The sequence below is a fragment of the Rhodanobacter sp. PCA2 genome, from assembly GCF_013620825.1.
GTDB lineage: Bacteria > Pseudomonadota > Gammaproteobacteria > Xanthomonadales > Rhodanobacteraceae > Rhodanobacter_A.
In genome coordinates, this window is sequence record NZ_NJIC01000030.1 from 1 (window position 1) to 20,675 (window position 20,675).

General features: G+C 69.0%; 23 protein-coding genes, 1 tRNA gene and 1 pseudogene. 15 read left to right on the forward strand and 10 right to left on the reverse strand.

The genetic code is table 11. The features are described 5' to 3' along the window. Positions 1-248: pseudogene (locus tag PCA_RS10330) on the forward strand (hypothetical protein); the annotation flags it as partial. A gap of 1 nt (position 249) precedes the next feature. Here PCA_RS10330 and PCA_RS10335 read toward each other — a convergent pair. Next, positions 250-1,476, reverse strand: coding sequence for a crosslink repair DNA glycosylase YcaQ family protein (locus PCA_RS10335; RefSeq protein ID WP_255436783.1), 1,227 nt, complete (start codon positions 1,474-1,476; stop codon positions 250-252). A 180-nt stretch (positions 1,477-1,656) separates the two neighbouring features. Between PCA_RS10335 and PCA_RS10340 the strand changes: the two genes are divergently transcribed. Then, positions 1,657-2,031: a hypothetical protein gene (locus tag PCA_RS10340; RefSeq protein WP_181302531.1), complete on the forward strand. Its 375-nt coding sequence runs from the start codon at positions 1,657-1,659 to the stop codon at positions 2,029-2,031. Between the two features lie 145 nt (positions 2,032-2,176). Further along, positions 2,177-3,259, forward strand: a complete 1,083-nt coding sequence (locus PCA_RS10345; protein ID WP_219918717.1) for a phospholipase A — start codon at positions 2,177-2,179, stop codon at positions 3,257-3,259. Positions 3,260-3,361: 102 nt separating this feature from the next. Here the strand turns inward: PCA_RS10345 and PCA_RS10350 are convergent, their stop codons facing one another. Continuing rightward, a complete protein-coding gene (locus PCA_RS10350; RefSeq protein ID WP_181302533.1) occupies positions 3,362-3,844 on the reverse strand; it encodes a peptidylprolyl isomerase in 483 nt (160 codons plus the stop codon). 132 nt (positions 3,845-3,976) lie between these two features. Here PCA_RS10350 and dacB point away from each other — a divergent pair, with 132 nt between their 5' ends. After that, entirely contained in the window at positions 3,977-5,530 is a 1,554-nt protein-coding gene (gene dacB / locus PCA_RS10355) for a D-alanyl-D-alanine carboxypeptidase/D-alanyl-D-alanine-endopeptidase (protein WP_181302534.1), read from the forward strand. 6 nt (positions 5,531-5,536) lie between these two features. Here dacB and PCA_RS10360 read toward each other — a convergent pair whose 3' ends face one another. Then, positions 5,537-6,022: a glutathione peroxidase gene (locus PCA_RS10360; protein WP_181302535.1), complete on the reverse strand. Its 486-nt coding sequence runs from the start codon at positions 6,020-6,022 to the stop codon at positions 5,537-5,539. A gap of 76 nt (positions 6,023-6,098) precedes the next feature. Here PCA_RS10360 and PCA_RS10365 point away from each other — a divergent pair, with 76 nt between their 5' ends. The 3 genes from PCA_RS10365 to PCA_RS10375 all read left to right on the forward strand — a co-directional run bounded on the left by PCA_RS10365 (position 6,099) and on the right by PCA_RS10375 (position 8,709). Then, positions 6,099-7,106, forward strand: a complete 1,008-nt coding sequence (locus tag PCA_RS10365) for a methionine ABC transporter ATP-binding protein (RefSeq protein ID WP_181302536.1) — start codon at positions 6,099-6,101, stop codon at positions 7,104-7,106. After that, on the forward strand, positions 7,103-7,786 hold the full coding sequence (locus tag PCA_RS10370; RefSeq protein ID WP_181302537.1) for a methionine ABC transporter permease: 684 nt from the start codon (positions 7,103-7,105) through the stop codon (positions 7,784-7,786). The genes PCA_RS10365 and PCA_RS10370 overlap by 4 nt, the downstream gene beginning before the upstream one ends. A 134-nt stretch (positions 7,787-7,920) precedes the next feature. Beyond that, on the forward strand, positions 7,921-8,709 hold the full coding sequence (locus PCA_RS10375) for a MetQ/NlpA family ABC transporter substrate-binding protein (RefSeq protein ID WP_181302538.1): 789 nt from the start codon (positions 7,921-7,923) through the stop codon (positions 8,707-8,709). A 180-nt stretch (positions 8,710-8,889) separates the two neighbouring features. Here PCA_RS10375 and panD read toward each other — a convergent pair whose 3' ends face one another. From panD to pcnB, 5 genes are all read right to left on the reverse strand, one after another. Next, complete coding sequence (panD, locus tag PCA_RS10380) at positions 8,890-9,276, reverse strand: aspartate 1-decarboxylase (RefSeq protein ID WP_181302539.1); 387 nt, start codon at positions 9,274-9,276, stop codon at positions 8,890-8,892. Between the two features lie 101 nt (positions 9,277-9,377). After that, entirely contained in the window at positions 9,378-10,223 is an 846-nt protein-coding gene (gene panC / locus PCA_RS10385; protein ID WP_181302540.1) for a pantoate--beta-alanine ligase, read from the reverse strand. Positions 10,224-10,247: 24 nt separating this feature from the next. Then, complete coding sequence (gene panB, locus PCA_RS10390; RefSeq protein WP_181302541.1) at positions 10,248-11,078, reverse strand: 3-methyl-2-oxobutanoate hydroxymethyltransferase; 831 nt, start codon at positions 11,076-11,078, stop codon at positions 10,248-10,250. A 48-nt stretch (positions 11,079-11,126) separates the two neighbouring features. After that, on the reverse strand, positions 11,127-11,624 hold the full coding sequence (gene folK, locus PCA_RS10395; RefSeq protein WP_181302542.1) for a 2-amino-4-hydroxy-6-hydroxymethyldihydropteridine diphosphokinase: 498 nt from the start codon (positions 11,622-11,624) through the stop codon (positions 11,127-11,129). Beyond that, the gene (gene pcnB, locus PCA_RS10400) at positions 11,621-12,967 is read right to left on the reverse strand and encodes a polynucleotide adenylyltransferase PcnB (RefSeq protein WP_181302543.1); all 1,347 of its coding nucleotides are present in this window, start codon (positions 12,965-12,967) and stop codon (positions 11,621-11,623) included. Before pcnB ends, folK begins: the two co-directional genes overlap by 4 nt. Before the next feature lie 151 nt (positions 12,968-13,118). Between pcnB and PCA_RS10405 the strand changes: the two genes are divergently transcribed. Continuing rightward, positions 13,119-13,194: transfer RNA gene (locus PCA_RS10405), tRNA-Glu, on the forward strand. Between the two features lie 402 nt (positions 13,195-13,596). Next, positions 13,597-13,920 carry a ferredoxin FdxA gene (fdxA, locus tag PCA_RS10410; protein WP_181302544.1) on the forward strand — a complete coding sequence of 108 codons (324 nt, stop codon included), beginning with the start codon at positions 13,597-13,599 and terminating at the stop codon, positions 13,918-13,920. A 72-nt stretch (positions 13,921-13,992) separates the two neighbouring features. Here the strand turns inward: fdxA and PCA_RS10415 are convergent, their stop codons facing one another. Both PCA_RS10415 and dapA read right to left on the reverse strand, forming a co-directional pair. After that, entirely contained in the window at positions 13,993-14,559 is a 567-nt protein-coding gene (locus tag PCA_RS10415; protein WP_181302545.1) for a hypothetical protein, read from the reverse strand. Positions 14,560-14,610: 51 nt separating this feature from the next. After that, on the reverse strand, positions 14,611-15,537 hold the full coding sequence (dapA, locus tag PCA_RS10420) for a 4-hydroxy-tetrahydrodipicolinate synthase (protein ID WP_181302546.1): 927 nt from the start codon (positions 15,535-15,537) through the stop codon (positions 14,611-14,613). Positions 15,538-15,614: 77 nt separating this feature from the next. Here dapA and PCA_RS10425 point away from each other — a divergent pair, with 77 nt between their 5' ends. The 6 genes from PCA_RS10425 to PCA_RS10450 all read left to right on the forward strand — a co-directional run bounded on the left by PCA_RS10425 (position 15,615) and on the right by PCA_RS10450 (position 20,654). Further along, positions 15,615-16,187: an ACT domain-containing protein gene (locus PCA_RS10425; protein WP_181302587.1), complete on the forward strand. Its 573-nt coding sequence runs from the start codon at positions 15,615-15,617 to the stop codon at positions 16,185-16,187. 265 nt (positions 16,188-16,452) lie between these two features. Next, positions 16,453-16,917 carry a peroxiredoxin gene (locus tag PCA_RS10430; protein ID WP_181302547.1) on the forward strand — a complete coding sequence of 155 codons (465 nt, stop codon included), beginning with the start codon at positions 16,453-16,455 and terminating at the stop codon, positions 16,915-16,917. Between the two features lie 82 nt (positions 16,918-16,999). Continuing rightward, positions 17,000-18,379: a PhoH family protein gene (locus PCA_RS10435; protein ID WP_181302548.1), complete on the forward strand. Its 1,380-nt coding sequence runs from the start codon at positions 17,000-17,002 to the stop codon at positions 18,377-18,379. A gap of 51 nt (positions 18,380-18,430) precedes the next feature. Beyond that, complete coding sequence (locus PCA_RS10440) at positions 18,431-18,724, forward strand: GIY-YIG nuclease family protein (protein ID WP_181302549.1); 294 nt, start codon at positions 18,431-18,433, stop codon at positions 18,722-18,724. A 128-nt stretch (positions 18,725-18,852) separates the two neighbouring features. Next, positions 18,853-19,638: a bifunctional hydroxymethylpyrimidine kinase/phosphomethylpyrimidine kinase gene (thiD, locus tag PCA_RS10445; RefSeq protein ID WP_181302550.1), complete on the forward strand. Its 786-nt coding sequence runs from the start codon at positions 18,853-18,855 to the stop codon at positions 19,636-19,638. A gap of 77 nt (positions 19,639-19,715) precedes the next feature. After that, the gene (locus PCA_RS10450) at positions 19,716-20,654 is read left to right on the forward strand and encodes an aspartyl/asparaginyl beta-hydroxylase domain-containing protein (protein WP_181302551.1); all 939 of its coding nucleotides are present in this window, start codon (positions 19,716-19,718) and stop codon (positions 20,652-20,654) included. The last annotated feature ends 21 nt before the right edge of the window (positions 20,655-20,675 follow it).

Here is a 20,675-nt window from a genome sequence, read left to right on the forward strand (position 1 = left end):
GCGTCGCAGGCGGCGACGCCTATCTGGCCAGCTACCAGGCCTGCCACCGTACCGCCGCGATCTTTCCCGCCGACCAGTTGCAGGCGCACTACCAGGCGATGCGCGACAGCCTGCTCGACGCTTCCCGCGACCCGCAGACGCGCCCCTATCTGGATGCGCGCTGCCGCCAGTTGTCCGCCCAACTGGGCCAGAGCCTGCAGGGGCGTGCCTGCGCCGCACCCGGCCCCGCATCGCCGGCGCCACGTTGAATCACCCCGCGGCCGCCTTCCAGGCGCCACGCAGGGCCGGCCCCAGCCCCGCCGGGCGGCAGCGGCCGAGGCGCAGCTGCGGCGTACCGTGCCAGCGCGCGGTGCGCGCAATCGCCGCAGCCAGCGCGTCCACCAGGGACGGCGTGGGTGCCACCCCGGGTTCCAGGAACAGCGCCTTGACCTCGAACACGCCATCGGCGCGATGCGCCTTCGCGTCCAGCCGCCCCACCAGCGCGCCGCGATGCAGGATGGGCAGCACGTAATAGCCGTAGCAGCGCTTCGGCGCCGGCACATAGCACTCGATGCGGTAGTCGAAGCCGAACATCGCCAGCGCGCGGGCGCGATCCCATACCAGCGGGTCGAACGGCGACAGCAGCGTGGTGTGGGTGGCGCGCAGGCGGCCGCCGCGGGCCTGCTCCAGCGCCGCCGCATGCTCCCGGTGCACATAGCCGGGCACGTCCCAGCCGCGCACCGCCGTTTCCAGCAGCTCGCCCGAGTCCAGCAGCGGCGCGAGTTCGCGCGCGTCCACCGTCGGCTTGAGGCGGAAGTAGTCGGCGATCCAGCGCGCCTGCGCGACGCCCAGCGCACGCACGCTGTCCAGGATGAACTGCCGGCGCAGTTGCGCGGGATCCAGCGTGCAGGGTTCGAACGGCGGATCGAGCCCGGCCAGCACGCGCGAGGCGAGGTCGTACACGCGCTGGAAGCGCTCGCGCCGCGGCACCATCAGTTCGCCCAGCGCGAACCAGGCTTCCAGCCAGCGCTTCTCCGGTTTCCATTCCCACCAGCCGGCGACGCCGCGATCCTCGCGCGGGAAATCCGCCGCCAGCACGGCGCCGCCGTCGCGGATGCGCGCGAGCAATGCATCCATCGCCGGACGGTGCTCGCTATGCATGCGCTCGGCATTGCGCTGCGCCCAGTGGCTGCCGCGCTCGCGCCAGGCGCGGTGGGCGGCGAAGTCGCGCGCAGCCACGAAGCAGGCCTCGTGCGCCCAGCATTCCGCGATGCGCCCAGCGGCGAGCGCCTCGTCCAGCCATGCCGCGGGGTAGTCGTCCAGACGCGAATGCAGCACCAGGTACGGGCTGCGCGCCACCACGTGGATGCTGTCGATCTGCAGCAGCCGCATGCGCTCGATCGCCGCCACCACGTCCGCGCGCTGCGGCTTGCGCCGCAGCGGCCGCAACAAGCCCTGCGCATGCAGCTGCAGCGCGCGCGCCTGCGCTAGACTCAACGTGGCCGGACTAGCTGAAGCCTCGCTCAACGGCACTTCGCTTTCACGCCGGCCCGACAAGAATGTTGCAGCGACATTTATGCAGCCTCTGCTAGCGTCAATGGCAGGTCTGGCGGCGGATGTTCTCCAATCGTCGCCAGGCTCGCACTCCCTCAGACATTCTGGCATGGAGTAACGATCATGAAAGCACGCAATGCGTTGTTGCCGGCCCTCGCCGCCGGCGCCCTGATGTTCGCCGGCGCCTCGTTCGCCCAGGACAGCACCGGCCAGACGCCGCCGCCGCAGGACAGCATGCAGCAGGCCCCGGCACCCACACAGTCCGCCGCTCCCGCACAGGCGCCGTCTGCCGACGTGACCGTGCGCAGCGTGCCGCCGGCCGCGCCGCAGGTCTCGCCGCCGCCGCCCTTCAGCCAGCTTTCCGGCGGCAAGAAGTGGATCACCGAGGAGCAGGCCGCGAGCTATCCGCCGCTGGCGAACGACTTCCTCAACGCCAGCCACCACGGCACGCGCGTCAGCAAGGCCCAGTACGAGGCATGGGTGAAGCAGGTGCAATAATCTGCAACCAGGCAGCACTCCGAACCGGCCACATCCCGCGATGTGGCCGGTTTTTTTCGGCGATTCCACGACGCCGGCGGGAAACCGGATGCGCGCCTTGGCTAGACTCCGGGCATCCCCGCTGGATCGCCTCGCCGGAGTCCCCATGAAACCTCGCCGCATCCTGCTGCTGGCCGGCTGCCTCGCCGCCGGCGTCTGCCATGCGCAGAATCCGAACCCGATGGACATCCGCGCCTGCACCGCGATCGAGAGCGACGCGCAACGGCTGGCCTGCTACGACCACGCCACCGGCCGCGACCAGTTGCCCGCCGCCCAGAAGCACACCGGACAACCGGCGGTAACCGGCGAAGGCGTCTTCGCGCACGATCGGCAGGCCTCCGTCGTGGCGGCGGCCGCGCCCGCAGTGTCGCAGCCGCTGTCGCTGCTGGACAGCCGCTGGGAGCTGTCGCCGGAAAGCAAGCTGGGCACGTTCAACCTGCGCGGCTACAAGCCGGTGTACGCGATGCCGGTGTTCGCCACCAGCAACCAGAACACCGAGCCGCACAGCCCGAACCCGGACAACACCGTGCACGATCCGCAGCACATGCAGAACGTGGAAGGCAAGTTCCAGCTCAGCCTCAAGACCAAGCTGTGGCAGGACGTGTTCGGCGACGCCGGCGACCTCTGGCTGGGCTATACCCAGAGCTCGCGCTGGCAGGTCTACAACGCGCAGGCGTCGCGGCCGTTCCGCGAGACCGACTACCAGCCCGAGGCGATGCTGGTGTTCGACACGCATTACCGCGTGTCGGGCTGGGACGGGCGCCTGTTCGGCATCGGCATCGCCCACCAGTCCAACGGCCGCGGCAATCCGCTGTCGCGCAGCTGGAACCGGGTGATCGCCGACTTCGGCTTCGAGCGCCCCGGCTGGACCGTGATGTTCCGCCCGTGGTGGCGCGTCCCCGAGTCGCGCAGCGACGACGACAACCCCGACATCAGCGACTACATGGGCCGCGCCGACGTGCAGATCGTGCACGAATGGCGCGGCCAGGAATTCGGCATGATGCTGCGCCACTCGCTGCGCGGCGGCAGCCGCAGCCACGGCGCCATGCGCTTCACCTGGAGCTTTCCCGTCGCCGGCAACCTGCGCGGCTACATGGAACTGTTCAAGGGCTACGGCGAAAGCATGATCGACTACAACCACAACGCCACCTACCTGGGCGTGGGCGTGTCGCTGCTGGACTGGTACTGAGCGCGCCGCGGCCGCGAGGCGCGGTGCGGTGACGACGAAGGCCCGGCAGTGCATGCCGGGCCTTCGCGTGCAGTGCGGGGACGGCGCGCCGAAGCGCCGCCGTCAGTGGTGGTGGCCGCCCGCGCCGTGCACGTGGCCGTGCGCCAGCTCTTCCTCGCTGGCTGCGCGCACCTCGGTCACCTCGATCGCGAAATGCAGGGCCTTGCCGGCCAGCGGATGGTTGCCGTCGACGTGCACCTTGTCGTCCTCGACCCTGGTCACGGTGACATTGATCACGCCCTGCGGGCCGTGGCCCTGGAACTGCATGCCGGGCTGGATCTCCGGCACGCCCTGGAACGCGTCGCGCGGCACTTCCTGCACCAGTTCCTCGTGACGCACGCCGTAGCCTTCCTCGGGCGCCACGTGCGCGTCGAACTTGTCGCCGGCCCGGCGGCCTTCCATCTGCTTCTCCAGGCCCGGCACGATCTGGCCCTGGCCGTGCAGGTAGGTCAGCGGCTCGTGGCCGGCGGAGCTGTCGACGACCTGGCCGTCGTCGTCGGTGAGCGTGTAGTGGAAGGCGGCGACGGTGTTCGGGGCGATCTGCATGGGAAATTCCGGTGACGATGGATGGGCCGGTTTCGCGCCGGCGCGAACGTGCAAGCCTAGCAGATCGCCGCCGAAGCCCTTCGCCCGGCCCTCACGTGGCCGATCGCCGCACGCTTGCGGGATACTCGACGGATGAAACGTATCGCTTCGTGGATCGTCCCGCTCGCAGGCACGCTGCTGCTGGGGACGGCCATGCCCTCGGCGGCCCAGTCGTCGACCGCCGCTCTCGCGTCCACATCGCCACATGGGCTGCCTGCGCTCGCCGCAGACATCGACGCGATCACCCGCCAGCCGCGCTACGCCGCCGCCAGCTGGGGCATCGCGGTGCTCGCGCTGGACAGCGGCCGCATGGTGTACGCCCAGCACGCGGGGCGGCTGCTGCAACCCGCGTCCACCGCCAAGCTGTTCACCGCGGCGCTGACGCTGTCCACGCTGGCTGCGGACTACCGCATCCCCACGCAGTTGCGGTCGCCGGCGCCGGTGCGGCATGGCCGGCTGGACGGCCCGCTGCTGCTGTACGGCATGGGCGATCCCACCCTGGGCACGCCGGACGCGAACCCGGGCTGGGCGGACGACCTGGCCGGGCAGTTGGCCGCGCGCGGCGTGCACGCGATCCACGGCGACCTGGTCGCCGACGACAGCTACTTCGCCGGGCCGCCGCTGGGCAGCGGCTGGGAGGCCAGCGACCTGCTGGGCTGGTTCGCCGCGCCCGCCTCGGCGCTGAGCGTGCACGAGAACATCGTGGCCCTGACCGTGACGCCCGGCGCCCGCGCCGGCCAGCCGGCGCGGCTGGACTTCGCACCCGGGGTCGCCGCGATCCCGCTCTCCGGCGCGCTGGACACCAGCGCGCCGCACAGCCGCGACGACGTCAACCTGTACCGCGCCCCGGGCGATTCGCTGCTGCACGTGTTCGGCAGCGTCGCCGCCGGCACGCCGCCGCGCACCTACCGGCTGGCGCTTCCCGACCCGGCGCGGCAGGCGGGCGAGGAACTGCGCGCGGCGCTGGGCCGCCACGGCATCCGGCTGGAAGGCCGCCTGCGCGTGCTGCACTGGCCGGAACGCGACGATGCCTTGCACGGCGAGGCGCAGGTGCTGGCCGAGGTGTTGTCGCCGCCGGTCTCCGACATCCTTACCGGCGGCCTCAAGCGTTCGCAGAACCTGTACCTGCAGAACCTGCTGCAGATCGACGGCCTCCGCGCCCAGGCCGCCGCGGAAAACCAGCCGGATGCGCCCACCGGCTTCCTCGGCAGCGAAGCCTGGGGGCTGCGCGCGCTCCACGACCTGCTGGAACGCATCGGCATCGCGCCGTCCGCCGTGCTGCTGGAGGAAGGCACCGGGCTGTCGCGCGGCGACCTGGCCACGCCCGAGGCGATGGTGCGGCTGCTGCAGAACATCGCCACGCAACCCTGGGCCGGCATGCTGCGCGACATGCTGCCGGTGGCCGGCGTGGACGGCACGCTGGAATGGCGGCTGCGCGACGGCCCGGCCGCCGACAAGGTGCAGGCCAAGACCGGCAGCATGACCCACGTGCACAGCCTGGCCGGCTACGTCACCACGGCCGGCGGCCAGCGGCTGGCGTTCGCGATTTTCCTCAACAACCACGAACGCGATCCCGGCGCGCCGCCGCCGAACCGCGACATCGACGCGATCGTGCAATTGCTGGCCGGCTGGCGCGGCGGCGACTGAGGCCGCTCAGTCGGCCAGCAGGCGGTCCAGTTCCTTGCCGATCTTCTCGGGCGTCTCGGTGGGCGCGTAGCGCTTCACCACGTGGCCGTGGGCGTCGACCAGGAACTTGGTGAAGTTCCACTTGATCGCCTCGCTGCCCAGGATGCCCTTGCCCTCGTGCTTCAGCCACTGGTACAGCGGATGCGCGTGTTCGCCGTTCACCTCGATCTTGGCGAACAGCGGGAAGGTCACGCCGTAGCTCGCGTCGCAGAACTCGCGGATCGCCGCCTCGTCGCCCGGCTCCTGGTGGCCGAACTGGTCGCAGGGAAAGCCCAGCACCACCAGGCCGCGGTCGCGCGCGTCCCGCCACAGCTTTTCCAGGCCGGCGTATTGCGGGGTGAACCCGCATTTCGAGGCCACGTTGACGATCAGGAGGGCCTTGCCCCGCCACTCGGACAAGGGGCGTTCGTTGCCGTCGATGTCGCGCGCGCTGAAGTCGTAGATGTCGCTCATGGGCGGTACTCCGGTATGGCCGTATGGCAGTCCGTGAAACGCTAGAATACTCGCCCGTCCCGCCGCCCGAACCGCCGTGATCCGCTTCCTCGACGTACACAAGTCCTACCGCGTGGACGGCCGGGAGATCCCCGCGCTGCACCCGTTCCGGCTCGACATCGTGGATGGCGAGGTGTTCGGCATCATCGGCCATTCCGGCGCGGGCAAGTCCACCCTGATCCGGCTGATCAACCTGCTGGAACGGCCCAGCGGCGGGCGCATCCTGATCGGCGACACCGAGATGACCGCGCTGGACGAGCCTGCGCTGCGCGCGCAGCGGCGGCGCATCGGCATGATCTTCCAGCACTTCAACCTGCTCGCCTCGCAGACGGTGGCGGACAACGTGGCGTTCCCGCTGCGCCTCGCCGGCGAGCGCGACGCGGCGAAAATCCACAGCCGGGTGGGCGAACTGCTGGAACGCGTGGGTCTCGCCGAACACGCGGGCAAGTACCCGTCGCAGCTTTCCGGCGGCCAGAAGCAGCGCGTGGGCATCGCCCGTGCGCTGGCGAACCGGCCGGAGATCCTGCTGTGCGACGAGGCCACCAGCGCGCTGGACCCGCAGACCACGGCCGCGGTGCTGGAACTGCTGGCCGCGATCAACCGCGAGCTGAAACTCACCATCGTGCTGATCACCCACGAGATGGACGTGGTGCGCCGCATCTGCGACCGCGTGGCGGTGCTGGACGCCGGCCGCATCGTGGAACACGGCACGGTGGCCGACGTGTTCCTGCATCCGCAGCACCCCACCACGCGGCGCTTCGTCAACGAGGCGCTGCCCGAGGAAGCCGCCAGCGCCGGGGCGCCGCTGGCCGAGGTGCGCGGCCGCAAGCTGCGCCTCACCTTCCGCGGCGCCACCACGCTCAGCCCGGTGCTGAGCCGGGTGATGCGCGAGAGCGGCGTGGATTTCAACCTGCTCGCCGGTCGCATCGACCACATCAAGGAGCTGCCCTACGGCCAGCTCACGCTGGCGCTGGAAGGCGCGAACGCCGACGCCGCCGTGGCCGCGCTGCGCGATGCGGGCATCGAGATCGAGGAGCTGCCATGACCGCGCCGCTGCTGCAGACGCTGTTTCCCAACATCGACGACTGGAGCGAACTCGGCCGCGCCTGCATCGACACCCTGCTGATGCTGGGCGGCTCGCTGGCGCTCACCGTGCTGATCGGCCTGCCGCTGGGCGTGCTGCTCTACCTCACCGGCCGCGGCCAGTTGCGCGCGATGCCGAAGCTGTACGGCATCGCTTCGCTGCTGGTGAACGTGCTGCGCTCGGTGCCCTTCATCATCCTGATGATCGTGCTGATGCCGGTGACCTATGCGCTGGTGGGCACCAAGCTGGGCGTGCGCGGGGCGATCCCGCCGCTGGTGATCGGTGCCGCGCCGTTCTTCGCGCGGCTGGTGGAGACCGCGTTGCGCGAGGTGCAGCAGGGCGTGATCGAGGCGGCGCAGGCGATGGGCGCCAGCACCTGGCAGATCGTGCGCCACGTGCTGCTGCCGGAGGCCCGCGCAGGCCTCGCCGCGGGCATCACGGTCACCGCCATCGCGCTGGTGGGCTACACCGCCATGGGCGGCGCGATCGGTTCGGGCGGCCTGGGCGACCTGGCCTACCGCTACGGCTACCTCAGCTACAAGTCCGACTACATGCTGGTCACCGTGGTGCTGCTGGTGGTGCTGGTGCAACTGCTGCAGATGTTCGGCGACCGCATCGTGGCGCGTTATAAGCGACACTGATCCGGTTATTTCCCCGCCAACGAACGGACGTCTAGTCTGGAACTCCCCCGGAAACCGCCATGACCGATGCTGCTCGCCGCCCTCTCCGCCATCCTCTCGCTGCTGCTGCTCGCGGGCTTCGCGCGCAAGTCGTCATGAAGTGGCTGGCGGGCGCCGCCGCCCTTGCCCTGCTGCTGACGGGCTGCTCCGCGCCGAAGCAGGACGCGAACACGCTCACCGTGGCCGCCACTGCGGTGCCGCACGCGGAAATCCTCAAGCAGGTGCAGCCCATCCTCGCGCAGGAAGGCGTGAAGCTGGAGATCAAGGTGTTCGCCGACTACGTGCAGCCGAACATGCAGGTGGTGGAGAAGAACATCGACCTGAACTACTTCCAGACCATGCCCTACCTGGATGCCTTCAACCACGAGCACGGCACCGACCTGGTGCCCGTCGCGGGCGTGCACATCGAGCCGTTCGGCGCGTACTCGCGCAAGATCAAGAGCATCGACCAGTTGCCCGACGGCGCCACCGTGGCGCTGCCGAACGACCCCAGCAACGAGGGCCGCGCCCTGCTGCTGCTCGCCAGGCACGGCCTGATCACGCTGAAGGACCCCGCGAACGCGCTGGCCACGCCCAAGGACATCACGGCGAACCCGAAGCAGCTCAAGTTCAAGGAACTGGAGGCGGCGATGCTGCCGCGCACGCTGGACGAGGTGGACCTGGCCCTGATCAACACCAACTACGCGCTGGCGGCCGGGCTCAATCCCACCAAGGACGCCCTGCTGATCGAAGACAAGGATTCGCCCTACGTGAACTACCTGGTGGGCCGCCCCGACAACAAGGACGATCCGCGCGTGCAGAAACTGGCCAAGGCGCTGACCAGCCCCGAGATCAGGGCCTTCATCGAGCAGAAGTACAAGGGCGCCGTGCTGCCCGCGTTCTGAGCCATCGCGCGGCAAGGCCACCGTCCCGGAATGCTCGTCGCCCCGATGAACCGATGGCCGTCACCCCGGCGCAGGCCGGGGTCCAGTCGCAACCGTGCCCATTCAAACCACTGCGTCGCCGGAGGATCAGCTTCGCTTTCGTGATGCGCCTCCGGCTTTCGCCGGAACGGCGACAGGCCCTCAGGCCGCCGCCATCTGCTTCGGAATCGAGCGGTTGGTGTGGGTGATGCGGTTCTTCTCGTCCACGTAGACGCAGGTGGGCTGGAACTGCGCCAGCTCCTTCTCGTCGATCTGGGCGAACGCGGCGATGATGATGAGGTCGCCCACCTGCACGCTGCGCGCGGCGCTGCCGTTCACCGAGATGATGCCCGAGCCTTCCTCGGCGCGCAGCGCATAGGTGACGAAGCGCTCGCCGTTGTCGATGTCCCAGGCATGGATCTGCTCATACTCGCGGATACCCGCGGCATCGAGCAGGTTGCCGTCGATCGCGATCGAGCCCTCGTAATGCAGCTCGGCGTGGCTGACGGTGGCGCGGTGGATCTTCGCCTTGAACATGTTCAGGTGCATGACTTCGACTTCCTGCGGGGACGGCCCGCCTGGCTGCGCATTATCGAACCGCCGACGCTGCGTCGCAACATCGTCCATTCAAGGCTGGAAATGGTGCCGGATCAGTCGAACTGCAAGTTGTCGATCAATCGCGTCGTGCCAAGGCGGGCGGCGATCAGCGCCACCAGCCCGGTGCGTTCGGAGGCATCGGGCTCGGCCAGGTCCTCGGCGCGGCGGATCGCCACGTAGTCGGGCACGAAGCCCGCACGTTCGAGCTTGGACTGCGCCACTTCCTCGACGATGTGCCGCGCATGGCCCTTGCCGACCAGCTCGCGCATCTGCAGCAGGGTGGCGTGGATCTGCGGCGCCAGCGCCCGCTGTTCCGCCGACAGGTACTGGTTGCGCGAACTGAGCGCCAGGCCGTCGTCGGCGCGCTGGGTGGGCGCGCCCACCACCATCACCGGCAGCGCCAGGTCGCGCACCATGCGCTCGATCACCTTGAGCTGCTGGAAATCCTTCTGGCCGAACACCGCGACATCCGGCTGCACCATGTTGAACAGCTTGCACACCACGGTGGCCACGCCGTCGAAATGGCCGGGGCGATGGGCGCCCTCCAGCGTCTCGGTGACCTGCGGCACGCGGATGCTCGCGCCCTGTCCGGCGCCGAACGGATACATCGTCGCCACCTCGGGCGCGAACAGCAGGTCGCAGCCGTTCTCGGCCAGGCCGGCCTGGTCCTGCGCCAGCGTGCGCGGATAGCGCTCGAAATCCTCGTTGGGGCCGAACTGGGTGGGGTTCACGAACACGCTGGCCACCACGCGGTCGACGCGCGCGCGCGCCAGCTTCAGCAGCGAGTAGTGCCCCGCGTGCAGGTTGCCCATGGTCGGCACCAGCCCCACGGTCTGGCCCTGGCTCCGCCAGCCGCGGATCGCGGCACGCAGGGCCGGAAGGTCTTGCACTGTCTGCATGGAGTCTCGCCGTTGTCCGTTGGATCAGTTGAAGCAGTGCTCGGGCGCGGGAAACGCCCCGCTGCGCACGTCCGCCGCATAGGCGGCGATCGCCGCCGCCACAGAATCGCGGCCGGCAAGGAAATCCTTGCTGAATTTGGGGCGCTTGCCCGGCGTGATGCCCAGCATGTCGTGGATCACCAGCACCTGGCCGTCGCAATGCGGGCCCGCACCGATGCCGATCACCGGAATCTGCAGCGACTTCGTCACGCGCTCGCCCAGCGCGGTGGGCACGCCTTCCAGCACCAGCAGGTCGGCGCCCGCCGCCTGCACGGTCTGCGCCTCGGCGACGATGCGGTCGGCGGTTTCCTGCTCGCGGCCCTGGATGCGGAAGCCGCCAAACTTGTGCACCGACTGCGGCGTGAGGCCCAGGTGTGCGCAGACCGGGATCGCCCGCGCCGTCAGCGCGGCGATCGCGTCGAGGATGTGCGGCGCCGCGCCTTCGATCTTCACCGCCGCCGCGCCCGCCTCGCCCACCAACCGGGCGCCGGCTTCCAGCACGTGGGGCACGTCGCGGTCGGCCATGAACGGCAGGTCGGCGATCAGCAAGGTGGCCGACAGCCCGCGCGCCACCGCCCGGGTGTGGTAGACCATGTGGTCCAGCGTCACCGGCAGGGTGCTCTTGTGGCCCTGCACGACCATGCCGAGCGAGTCGCCGACCAGGGCGACGTCGATGCCGGCCAGTTCCAGTTGCGCGGCGAAGCTGCTGTCGTAGGCGGTGAGCATCACGATGCGGCGGCCGGCGGCCTTCATCGCGTGAAGGCCGGGCACGGTGACCGGCTTGCGGGCGGGAACGTTGGCGGGATCCACGTACACGGCGTCGTCTCGGCGGCAGGGAATCGGTCGATTATCCGCTGCACCGCATCATTCGGCCACCCGGGCCTCGGGCAGCCGTTCGCAGCCCTGCGTGTCCGCCGCGGCGAGCAGCTGGGCCACCCGACCCTGCCCCGGCAGCACCAGGTCCGGCGCCAGCTCGGCCAACGGCAACAGCACGAAGGCGCGCTCGGCGATGCGCGGATGCGGCAGGGTGAGCCGCTCGTCGTCGAGTTGCACGCCGTCCATGTGCAGCAGGTCCAGGTCCAGCGTGCGCGGGCCGTTGCGTTCGGCACGCACGCGGCCGGCGAGCTGCTCGATCGCGAGCAGCGCATCGAGCAGCTCGTGCGGCGCCAGCGTGGTGTCCAGCAGCGCCGCCGCGTTGATGAACGGCGGCTGCTCCAGCACGCCCCAGGGTGGCGTGCGGTACAGGTGCGAGCGACGCAGCAGCCGCGTGCCGGGCAATTGCGCCAGCGCGTCCACGGCAGCCAGCAACTGCTGCCGCGGATCGCCCAGGTTGGCCCCAAGCGCGATGTAGGCCGCGGTCACGCCGGTTTCGACTTGGCCGAAGGCTTGCGCCGGCGCCGCTTGCGCACGGGGGCGGCGGCCGGCTCGGGCTCGTTGCCGCCGCCGCCGTGCGAAGGCAGCGCCGCCGCCAGCGTGTCGTGCGGCAGCTGCTGCGCGTGGTCCCACCACAGGCCCAGCTCGCGCATCGCCGGCGACTCGTGCTCCCGCAGCAGCAGGAAGTCGAACGCGGCGCGGAAGCGCGGGTGCGCCAGCAGGCGCAGCACCTTCTTGCGCTGCACCTGCTCGAAGCGCGGCTGCAGCGACCAGATCTCTTCCATGGTGAACGTGAAGCGGCGCGGGATCGCCACGCGCTGGCACTGCTCGCCCACCACCTGCAGCGCGGCCCGCGCCCAGGCTTCGTTCGCGTCCTTGCCGCCGGCCACAAGGTGATGCGCGAGGTCGCGCACCTCGCCCCACAGCAGCACCGCGAACAGGAAGGCCGGCGTCACCGACTTGCCCTCGACGACGCGCGCATCGGTGTTCGCGAGCCCCTGTTCGACCAGCGCGCGCAAGGCCTCGTCGCCGCGCCGCAGCGCCCGGGCGGTGGCCGGGAACAGGAATTTCAGCAGGCCGCACTGCTCCAGCATGCGGAAGCTCTTCAAGCCGTGCCCGGCGAGGAACATCTTCAGCGATTCGTCGAACAGCCGCGCCGGCGCGGCCTCGGCCAGCAGCGGCCCCAGTTCCTCGAACGGCGCGGCGGCGGCGGCATCGATGCTGAAGCCGAGCTTCGCAGCCAGCCGCGCCGCGCGCAGCATGCGCACCGGGTCCTCGCGGTAGCGCGTGGCCGGCTCGCCGATCAGGCGCAGCACGCGGTCCTGCAGGTCCTGCATGCCGCCCACGTAGTCGCGCACGGAGAAATCGCTGATGTCGTAGTACATCGCGTTGACGCGGAAGTCGCGGCGCAGCGCGTCCTCCTCGATCGTGCCCCACACGTTGTCGCGCACGATGCGGCCGTCGACGATGCGGCGCTCGCCCTCCGCGCCCTCCTCCTCGCCGGTGCCGCGGAACGTCGCCACCTCGATGATCTCCGGCCCGTACACCACATGGGCGAGACGGAAGCGCCGGCCGATCAGGCGGCAGTTGCGGAACAGCTTCTTCACCTCGTCCGGCGTGGCGTTGGTGGCCACGTCGAAATCCTTGGGGTGGCCGCCCAGCAGCAGGTCGCGCACCGCGCCGCCGACCAGGAAGGCGTCGTAGCCGGCCTCGTTCAGGCGGTACAGCACGCGCAGCGCGGCCTTGCTGATGTTCTTGCGGGAAATCGTGTGCTGCTCGCGCGGGATGATGCGCAATGCGGGCCTGGCGTCGTTCCTGGCTTCGGAATTCAAGCGTGTGGAGTCCTTGCGGGTATCGCGCCCGGCATGGCCCGCGACCAATGACGACGGCGCGACGCCCGCGACCGCGGACCGTGCACGAGGTCGTCCGCAGGCATTGCCGGACGAAACAATTCCGCTATACTACCGCGCTTTGCAACAATCCGCTCCCATCGTCTAGTGGCCCAGGACACCGCCCTCTCAAGGCGGGAACACGAGTTCGAACCTCGTTGGGAGCGCCATTTGCTTGTGCGATCGTCCATGATCGCGGCGCCAGGGCAGGTTGCGGCGATGTACAGCCCCCGCCCTGCCCATGCATTGCCAGCGGCCATCCATGGCCGCACTCCTGATATGGGTGCGATTCGTCCGGAATCGCTGGCTGTAGTGGGCGATAGCGGCGACTTTCAGCCGTACGCTCTGCCCGTGCATCACTGGCGGCCATCCATGGCCGCACTCTTCAAAAACAGCCGGCATGACCCAGCGGTCGTGCCGTTTGTTTCTGGGCAAGGCCGTGAGACCCGCTCGATCCTTGCGACAAGCGCAAAGGCAAGCCGTATCGGCGGCGGGCGCGGCAATCCGTGTCGTTCCACGCCGCGCGCATTGCGGTCATACTTGCGAGTGCCCCAACGCCAGAGCTTCGCCCCATGACCTTTGTCGTCACCGACAACTGCATCAAGTGCAAGTACACCGACTGCGTGGAAGTGTGTCCCGTCGACGCCTTCCATGAAGGCCCGAATTTCCTGGTGATCGATCCGGACGAGTGCATCGACTGCACGCTGTGCGAGCCCGAGTGCCCGATCAACGCGATCTACCCGGAGGACGACGTGCCGGCCGGCCAGGAGGGTTTCGTGGCGCTGAACGCCGACCTGGCGAAGGCGTGGCCGGTGATCACCGAGCGCAAGGACGGCCTTGCCGACGCCAAGGAGTGGGAAGGCAAGCCGGACAAGCTCAAGCTGCTGGAACGCTGAAACCGCACGCGACGCAGCAGGAAAAATGCCGCCCCAGGGGCGGCATTTTCGTTGGCGGAGGCGCAGGCCGGATCAGCCGGCCATGCCCTTCTTCAAGGCGTCGATCAGCTTCGCGACGGCACCTTCGTCGCCCGCCACGCGCACTTCGCTGGCGCTGGTGCCGCTCGGGCTCACGGTGACCTGCACCGCATGCGTGGCCGTGTCGGACGAGGCCTTGCCCTCGTCGTGGTGGAAGATGCGGCCGAAGAAGCCGCGCTTCTTCGCCGGCGCCATGCCACCGACCACGCTCACGTTGTAGGTATGCGCGCCGTCGTCACGACCGGTGACCTGACCGGCGCCGCCGGTGGACAGCACTTGCCCCACCTTCTGGTAGGCGGCGTCGACGCCGTCGGACACCACGAACGCATCCGAGATGCGGCCCGGCACCGGGGCGGCGTCGGCCGGGCCCGTGGAACCGGCCGGCGGGATCACCAGCGCGGCCGTGGCGGGCGGCGTGTCCAGACCCGGCGGAATTTCCAGCGGAGTCTCCTGCTTGGCCGTCTCCCACGCCTTCGTGGATCGGAACATGCCGCAACCGGAGAGCAACAGGCCCGCGAAGGCCAGCGCCGGCAGGGTCACGAGTAGCGAGGATTTCTTCATGCAAGGGGTTTCCGTGGGAAGGTCGATGATGGCCGCCAGCGCGGCTTTGGGTCAGGCGGCGTGCGCCAAGGATGCCAGACTGGACAGCGCCTCGCGCAAACGCGCGCGATCCGGACCCTCGGCCAGCTCCACCAGCGGCAGCCGCGGCAGCGCCGAACCCAGCCCCAGTTCCGGCAAGCCGGCCTTCACCGCGATCGGGTTCGGGGCGCAGTTCAGCGCCTGCACCAGTGGCGCCAGCGCCTGCTCGCAACGCGCGGTGGCAGCCCGGTCGCCGCCGGTGGCCGCGTCGCACAGCGCGCGGAACGCCCTGGGCACCAGGTTCGCCACCACCGAGATGGTGCCGGCGGCGCCTGCCAGCATCGCCTGGCCGGCGCTGCCGTCGTCGCCGGAGAGATAGACGAAATCCGGGCGCGCAAGTTCCGCGATCGCGGCGATGCGTACGGGATCGGCGCTCGCCTCCTTGATGCCGACGATGGCCGGATGCCCGGCAAGCTGCGCCACCGTCTCCGGCAGCAGGTCGCAGGCGGTGCGGCCGGGCACGTTGTAGAGGATCACCGGCAGCTCGCCGTGTTCGGCCACTTCGAGGAAATGCCGGCGCATGCCTTCCTGGGTGGGACGCACGTAGTACGGAGTCACCACCAGGGCGGCATCGGCGCCCAATGCCTTGGCATGGCGCGTGGCGGCCACGGTTTTCGCGGTGGCCGCCTCGCCGGTGCCGGCGATCACCGGCACGCGGCCGGCCACGTGCTCCACCGCGAACGCGAGCAGGCGGTCGAACTCGTCGTGTTCGAGCATGTGCGCCTCGCCAGTGGAACCGGCCACCACCAGCGCCTGCGTGCCACCCTGCAGTTGATGGTCGATCAGGCGCGCGAACGCCGGCAGGTCGAGCGCGCCGTCGGGCGCGAACGGCGTCGCCAGCGCGCAGATGCTTCCGCGTATGTCCAAGGTCGGATACCGCATGGGAATCGGGCCTTGCATGTTACTTGCGGGCTTGCTGGAGCGGCAAGTAAGCTGGCTGGCGCGATTCCCGCACCGCGCGGGATCCGGCACAGGCCATCCCATTGAAACCGACGTCCTCCGCCAATGCCCGTTCGGGCAGCGACAACCAGTTGCTGATCCACGCCCTGACCTCCGCCGGCCACTCGCCGCTCACCGCCCTGACCCGCCGCATCGCCGACGCCGGCTGCAGCCTGGCGGAATCGCGCGTGGCCACGATCGGCAACGAGGTCTCGATCATGCTGCTGGCGAACGGCGCCTGGGACGCGCTGGCCAAGCTGGAGACGGCGCTGAACAAGGTGGCGCGCGACGAGAACTTGCGACTGGCCCACTACCGCACCGCGCCGCGCGAACCGAATTCGCACCTGCTGCCCTACATGGTCGAGATCATCTCGGCAGACCGCCCCGGCATCGTGGCGCGCATCGTGGAGTTCTTCAGCCAGCAGGGCATCAGCGTCGAGCAGTTGCACTCCACCCGCTACCACGCGATGCAGACCGGCGCGGAGATGTTCCAGGCGCAGTTCACGATAGGCATCCCGGCCGACGTGCACATCGCCGCCCTGCGCGACGACTTCCTGGAACTGTGCGACGGACTGAACCTGGACGCGATCATGGATCCGGTGAAGTTCTAGCGCCCGTCTGCATCGCCTCCTGCCGTTTGCACGCAGGCGAGGAAAGCCAACGACCGCACGCGGAAAGAGAGTCCGTCGATGGACCCGGCGCCTTGGACCGAGGGCGGTTCTTTCGTCCACGCCGGGTGAAGACACCAGCGTACGGACCGCGGACGCTCAGGATGCTCCGCCCATGACGGCCTGACAAGGCTGTCATCCGTAACATTCATCGCGCTAGTCTCTGTCCCGCGTACAGGCGAAACCCCGCCGGGTTTCCGGAGAGACCATGCCAGACATCGGAAAGAAGGCCCCTGCCCTGGGCGGCACCACCGGCGACGGCAGCACGCTGAAGCTGGGTGATCTCAAGGGCCAATGGGTGGTGCTGTATTTCTACCCCAAGGATTCCACCCCCGGCTGCACCAACGAGGCGAAGGACTTCCGCGACCTCTACCCGAAGTTCAGGAAACGCCACGCCGAGATCGTCGGCGTCTCGCGCGACTCGGCGAAATCCCACGCGAACTTCGCCGCCAAGCAGGAACTGCCGTTCCCGCTGGTATCCGACCCCGACGAAACCTGGTGCCGCGCCTTCGACGTGATCCACGAGAAGGTGCTCTACGGCAAGCGCCACATGGGCGTGGTGCGCAGCACCTTCCTGATCGATCCGGACGGCAAGCTCGTCGCCGAATGGCGCGGCGTGAAGGTGCCGGGCCACGCCCAGGCCGTGCTCGACGCGATCCCCGCCAGCAAGTGACCGACACCTTTTCCTTCATCGCATCCGCGGCATCCGCCATGCCGCGTTCCCTTCGTACTGCCCCTCGCGAGGTCCCCGCCGCATGACCGAAAGCAAGCGCATCTACGCCCTGGACACCAACGTGCTGCTGCACGACCCCACCTCGCTGTTCCGTTTCGAGGAACACGACGTGTTCATCCCGATGACGGTGCTGGAGGAACTGGACGAGAAGAAGAAAGGCGCCTCTGAAGTCTCGCGCAACGGCCGCCAGGTCAGCCGCTTCCTCAACGAGCTGATCGTACGCGGCAACGGCCACGGCATCAGCAACGGTCTGGAACTGGCCAACCCGCAGGGCGTCAACCTCAAGCGCGGCACCGCGGTGGGCCGGCTGTACTTCCAGCAGCGCACCACGAACGGCCACGGCAAGGCGGACAACCTGATCCTCTCCGCGGTGATCGAGCTGCGCGACCAGAACCCCGGCCGCGCGGTGATCCTGGTCACCAAGGACATCAACCTGCGCATCAAGGCCAAGATCTACGGCATCGACGCGGAGGACTACGAGAACGACCGCGCGCTGGACGACTTCGCCCTGCTCTACACCGGCTCGGCCGCGCTGCCCGAGAACTTCTGGGACCGGCATCCCGAGGTGGAGTCGTGGAACGAACGCGGCCGCACCTACTACAAGCTCGACTGCCGCGAAGACGAGGACTGGTACCCCAACGAGTGCCTGTACCTTCCGGGCGAAGGCGGCGTCGAACTGCGCGTGCTGCACGTGGACGAAAGCAAGGCCACGCTGGCGCTGATGGACGACCACAGCCACAACAACCACTCGGTGTGGGGCATCGCCGCGCGCAACCGCGAGCAGAACTTCGCGCTGAACGCGCTGATGGACCCGGACGTGGATTTCGTCACCCTGCTCGGCACCGCCGGCACCGGCAAGACCCTGCTGGCGCTGGCCGCCGGCCTGGCGCAGGTGATGGACCAGCAGCGCTACCGCGAAATCATCATGACCCGCGCCACGGTCTCGGTGGGCGAGGACATCGGCTTCCTGCCCGGCACCGAGGAGGAAAAGATGACGCCGTGGATGGGCGCGCTCACCGACAACCTCGAAGTGCTCGCCAATCCCGAGGAAGGCGGCAGCTGGGGGCGCCAGGCCACCAACGACCTGCTCGCCTCGCGCATCAAGATCCGTTCGCTGAACTTCATGCGCGGCCGCACCTTCCTGTCGCGCTACCTGATCATCGACGAGGCGCAGAACCTCACGCCCAAGCAGATGAAGACCCTGATCACCCGCGCCGGCCCCGGCACCAAGATCGTCTGCCTCGGCAACGTGGAGCAGATCGACACGCCCTACCTCACCGAAACCACTTCGGGCCTCACCTACGCGGTGGACCGCTTCAAGAACTGGGACCACTCGGCCCACGTCACCCTGCGGCGCGGCGAGCGCTCGCGGCTGGCGGATTTCGCGTCGGAGGCTTTGTAAAACTCCTGACCGTCATGCCGGCGCAGGCCGGCATCCAGCGGAAACGACGCCATGGATCGGCGACAACCCTGCGTGTACATGCTTGCCAGTGGACGAAACGGTACGTTGTACGTCGGCGTCACCAGCAGTCTGGTTGGTCGCGTATGGCAGCACCGACATGAAGTCGTCGCCGGCTTCACCTCGCGCTACCACATCCACCATCTGGTCTGGTACGAACTGCATGAGACGATGGAGTCAGCCATCCTGCGCGAGAAACAGATCAAGGAATGGAAACGCGCCTGGAAACTGCGATTGATTGAAGGCGACAACCCCGGATGGGTCGACCTCTATCCGGGATTGCTCTGACTGGATGCCGGCCTGCGCCGGCATGACAAGCTCAAATTCCATCCGCGCGTTGCTTTTGATCGTCATGCCGGCGCAGGCCGGCATCCAGCAGCCGCAGCACCCGACACCACGACAACACTCAAGCATCCATGCTCCAAGCCACTCCACCCATCGCCCTCACCATCGCCGGCTCCGACTCCGGCGGTGGCGCGGGCATCCAGGCCGACCTGAAGACCTTCCACGCCCGCGGCGTGCACGGCTTGTCGGCGATCGCCGCGATCACCTCGCAGAACACGCGCGGCGTGACGGCGGTGCATCCGGTGCCGCTGGCGCATATCCGCAGCCAGATCGCCGCCGTGTTCGAGGACTTTCCCATCGCCGCCGTGAAGACCGGCATGCTCGGCGGTGCGGCCATCGTGCGGCTGGTCGCGCGCGAGATGGCCGCTCGCAAGCCGGCGTGGCTGGTGGTCGATCCGGTGATGATCGCCACCAGCGGCGCGCGCCTGCTCGACGAAAACGCCATCGCGGTGCTGGTGAACGAACTGATCCCGCTGGCCGACGTGCTCACGCCCAACCTGCCCGAGGCGGAGGCCTTGCTCGGTTATCCGATCCGCAGCGCGAAGGACTGCATCCGCGCCGGCGCCGACCTGCGTGCGCTGGGTGCCGGCAGCGTGCTGCTGAAGGGCGGCCACGGCAGCGGACGCGAGGTGGTGGATCGCTGGTTCGACGCCCGCGGCGTGCTGGAGCTGCGTCATCCGCGACTGAAGCTGGAAGCCCACGGCACCGGTTGCACACTGGCCTCGGCGGTCGCCGCCGAACTGGCGAAGGGGAAGGCACCGCGCAGCGCCTTCCGTCAGGCCGTGGCCTACGTGCAAGGCGCGCTGGCCCGCGGCTACCAGCCCGGCAGTGCGCCGTTGCGCGTGTTGTCGCACTGAAACCGCGGCGCTGCAGCGGTTCACGGCGCGGGCGCTAGAATGGCGCCTTCTACCGCCTCGCCCTGCCGCCCGCCCCGATGACCCCGCGCCTCGTCCTGCTGGTCCTGATCGCACTGTTCGTGCTGTGCGTGCTGCTGGTGCACCTGCGCGGGCGGGCAAGGCTGCGCTTCGACCGCCAGCTGGTGGACCACTCGGCAGTCTTCGCGCCCTACAACCTGCTGATGTACGCGTTCTCCGCGGTGCCGGCGCGCCCCATCCTCGACCGCCGCGGCTTCCCGCAATTGGACCTGCTGCAGGCGAACTGGCAGACCATCCGCGAGGAAGCGCTGTCGCTGTTCGACGAGGGCCACATCCGCGCGGCGCAGGCCGGCAACGACGCCAGCTTCAACAGCTTCTTCAAGCAGGGCTGGAAGCGCTTCTACCTGAAGTGGTACGGCGAACCGCTGGCCTCGGCGGAAACTCTGTGCCCGAAGACCGTGGCGCTGCTGAAATCCATCCCCAGCATCAAGGCGGCGATGTTCGCCACGCTCGCGCCGAACAGCAAGCTCAACGCGCACCGCGATCCGTTCGCCGGCTCGCTGCGCTACCACCTCGGCCTGATCACGCCGAACTCGCGCGACTGCCGCATCTTCGTCGACGGCGAGGAACATGCCTGGGGCGACGGCAAGGACGTGGTGTTCGACGAGACCTACGTGCACTGGGTGGAGAACAAGACCGACCAGACGCGCGTGATCCTGTTCGCCGACGTGGAGCGCCCGCTGCGCACGCGCTGGATGAGCGCGATCAACCATCGCGTGGGGGCATTCATGGGCAAGATCACCGCTTCGCCGAACACCGAGTCGCCGGAGGAGAAGACCGGCTTCGTCAACCGCATGTTCGCGCTCAACCAGCGCAGCCGCGAGCGCAACCGCGCGTTCAAGAAAAAGCACCCGAAGCTGTTCCGCGTGCTGAAGTACCTGGGCCTGGTGGTGCTGGCGTGGCTGATCGTCTGCGCGCCGTGGCCGTTCGTCCGCTGAAGCGGTAACGCCGGCGTCCAT

What these genes read in the sequence shown, in the direction of transcription:
- PCA_RS10340 (WP_181302531.1), top strand. Translation starts at nt 1,657, where the DNA reads ATGAAAGCACGCAATGCGTTGTTGCCGGCCCTCGCCGCCGGCGCCCTG.
- PCA_RS10345 (WP_219918717.1), top strand. Translation starts at nt 2,177, where the DNA reads ATGAAACCTCGCCGCATCCTGCTGCTGGCCGGCTGCCTCGCCGCCGGC.
- PCA_RS10350 (WP_181302533.1), bottom strand. Translation starts at nt 3,844, where the DNA reads ATGCAGATCGCCCCGAACACCGTCGCCGCCTTCCACTACACGCTCACC.
- dacB (WP_181302534.1), top strand. Translation starts at nt 3,977, where the DNA reads ATGAAACGTATCGCTTCGTGGATCGTCCCGCTCGCAGGCACGCTGCTG.
- PCA_RS10360 (WP_181302535.1), bottom strand. Translation starts at nt 6,022, where the DNA reads ATGAGCGACATCTACGACTTCAGCGCGCGCGACATCGACGGCAACGAA.
- PCA_RS10370 (WP_181302537.1), top strand. Translation starts at nt 7,103, where the DNA reads ATGACCGCGCCGCTGCTGCAGACGCTGTTTCCCAACATCGACGACTGG.
- PCA_RS10375 (WP_181302538.1), top strand. Translation starts at nt 7,921, where the DNA reads ATGAAGTGGCTGGCGGGCGCCGCCGCCCTTGCCCTGCTGCTGACGGGC.
- panD (WP_181302539.1), bottom strand. Translation starts at nt 9,276, where the DNA reads ATGCACCTGAACATGTTCAAGGCGAAGATCCACCGCGCCACCGTCAGC.
- panC (WP_181302540.1), bottom strand. Translation starts at nt 10,223, where the DNA reads ATGCAGACAGTGCAAGACCTTCCGGCCCTGCGTGCCGCGATCCGCGGC.
- fdxA (WP_181302544.1), top strand. Translation starts at nt 13,597, where the DNA reads ATGACCTTTGTCGTCACCGACAACTGCATCAAGTGCAAGTACACCGAC.
- PCA_RS10415 (WP_181302545.1), bottom strand. Translation starts at nt 14,559, where the DNA reads ATGAAGAAATCCTCGCTACTCGTGACCCTGCCGGCGCTGGCCTTCGCG.
- dapA (WP_181302546.1), bottom strand. Translation starts at nt 15,537, where the DNA reads ATGCAAGGCCCGATTCCCATGCGGTATCCGACCTTGGACATACGCGGA.
- PCA_RS10430 (WP_181302547.1), top strand. Translation starts at nt 16,453, where the DNA reads ATGCCAGACATCGGAAAGAAGGCCCCTGCCCTGGGCGGCACCACCGGC.
- PCA_RS10435 (WP_181302548.1), top strand. Translation starts at nt 17,000, where the DNA reads ATGACCGAAAGCAAGCGCATCTACGCCCTGGACACCAACGTGCTGCTG.
- PCA_RS10440 (WP_181302549.1), top strand. Translation starts at nt 18,431, where the DNA reads ATGGATCGGCGACAACCCTGCGTGTACATGCTTGCCAGTGGACGAAAC.
- thiD (WP_181302550.1), top strand. Translation starts at nt 18,853, where the DNA reads ATGCTCCAAGCCACTCCACCCATCGCCCTCACCATCGCCGGCTCCGAC.
- PCA_RS10450 (WP_181302551.1), top strand. Translation starts at nt 19,716, where the DNA reads ATGACCCCGCGCCTCGTCCTGCTGGTCCTGATCGCACTGTTCGTGCTG.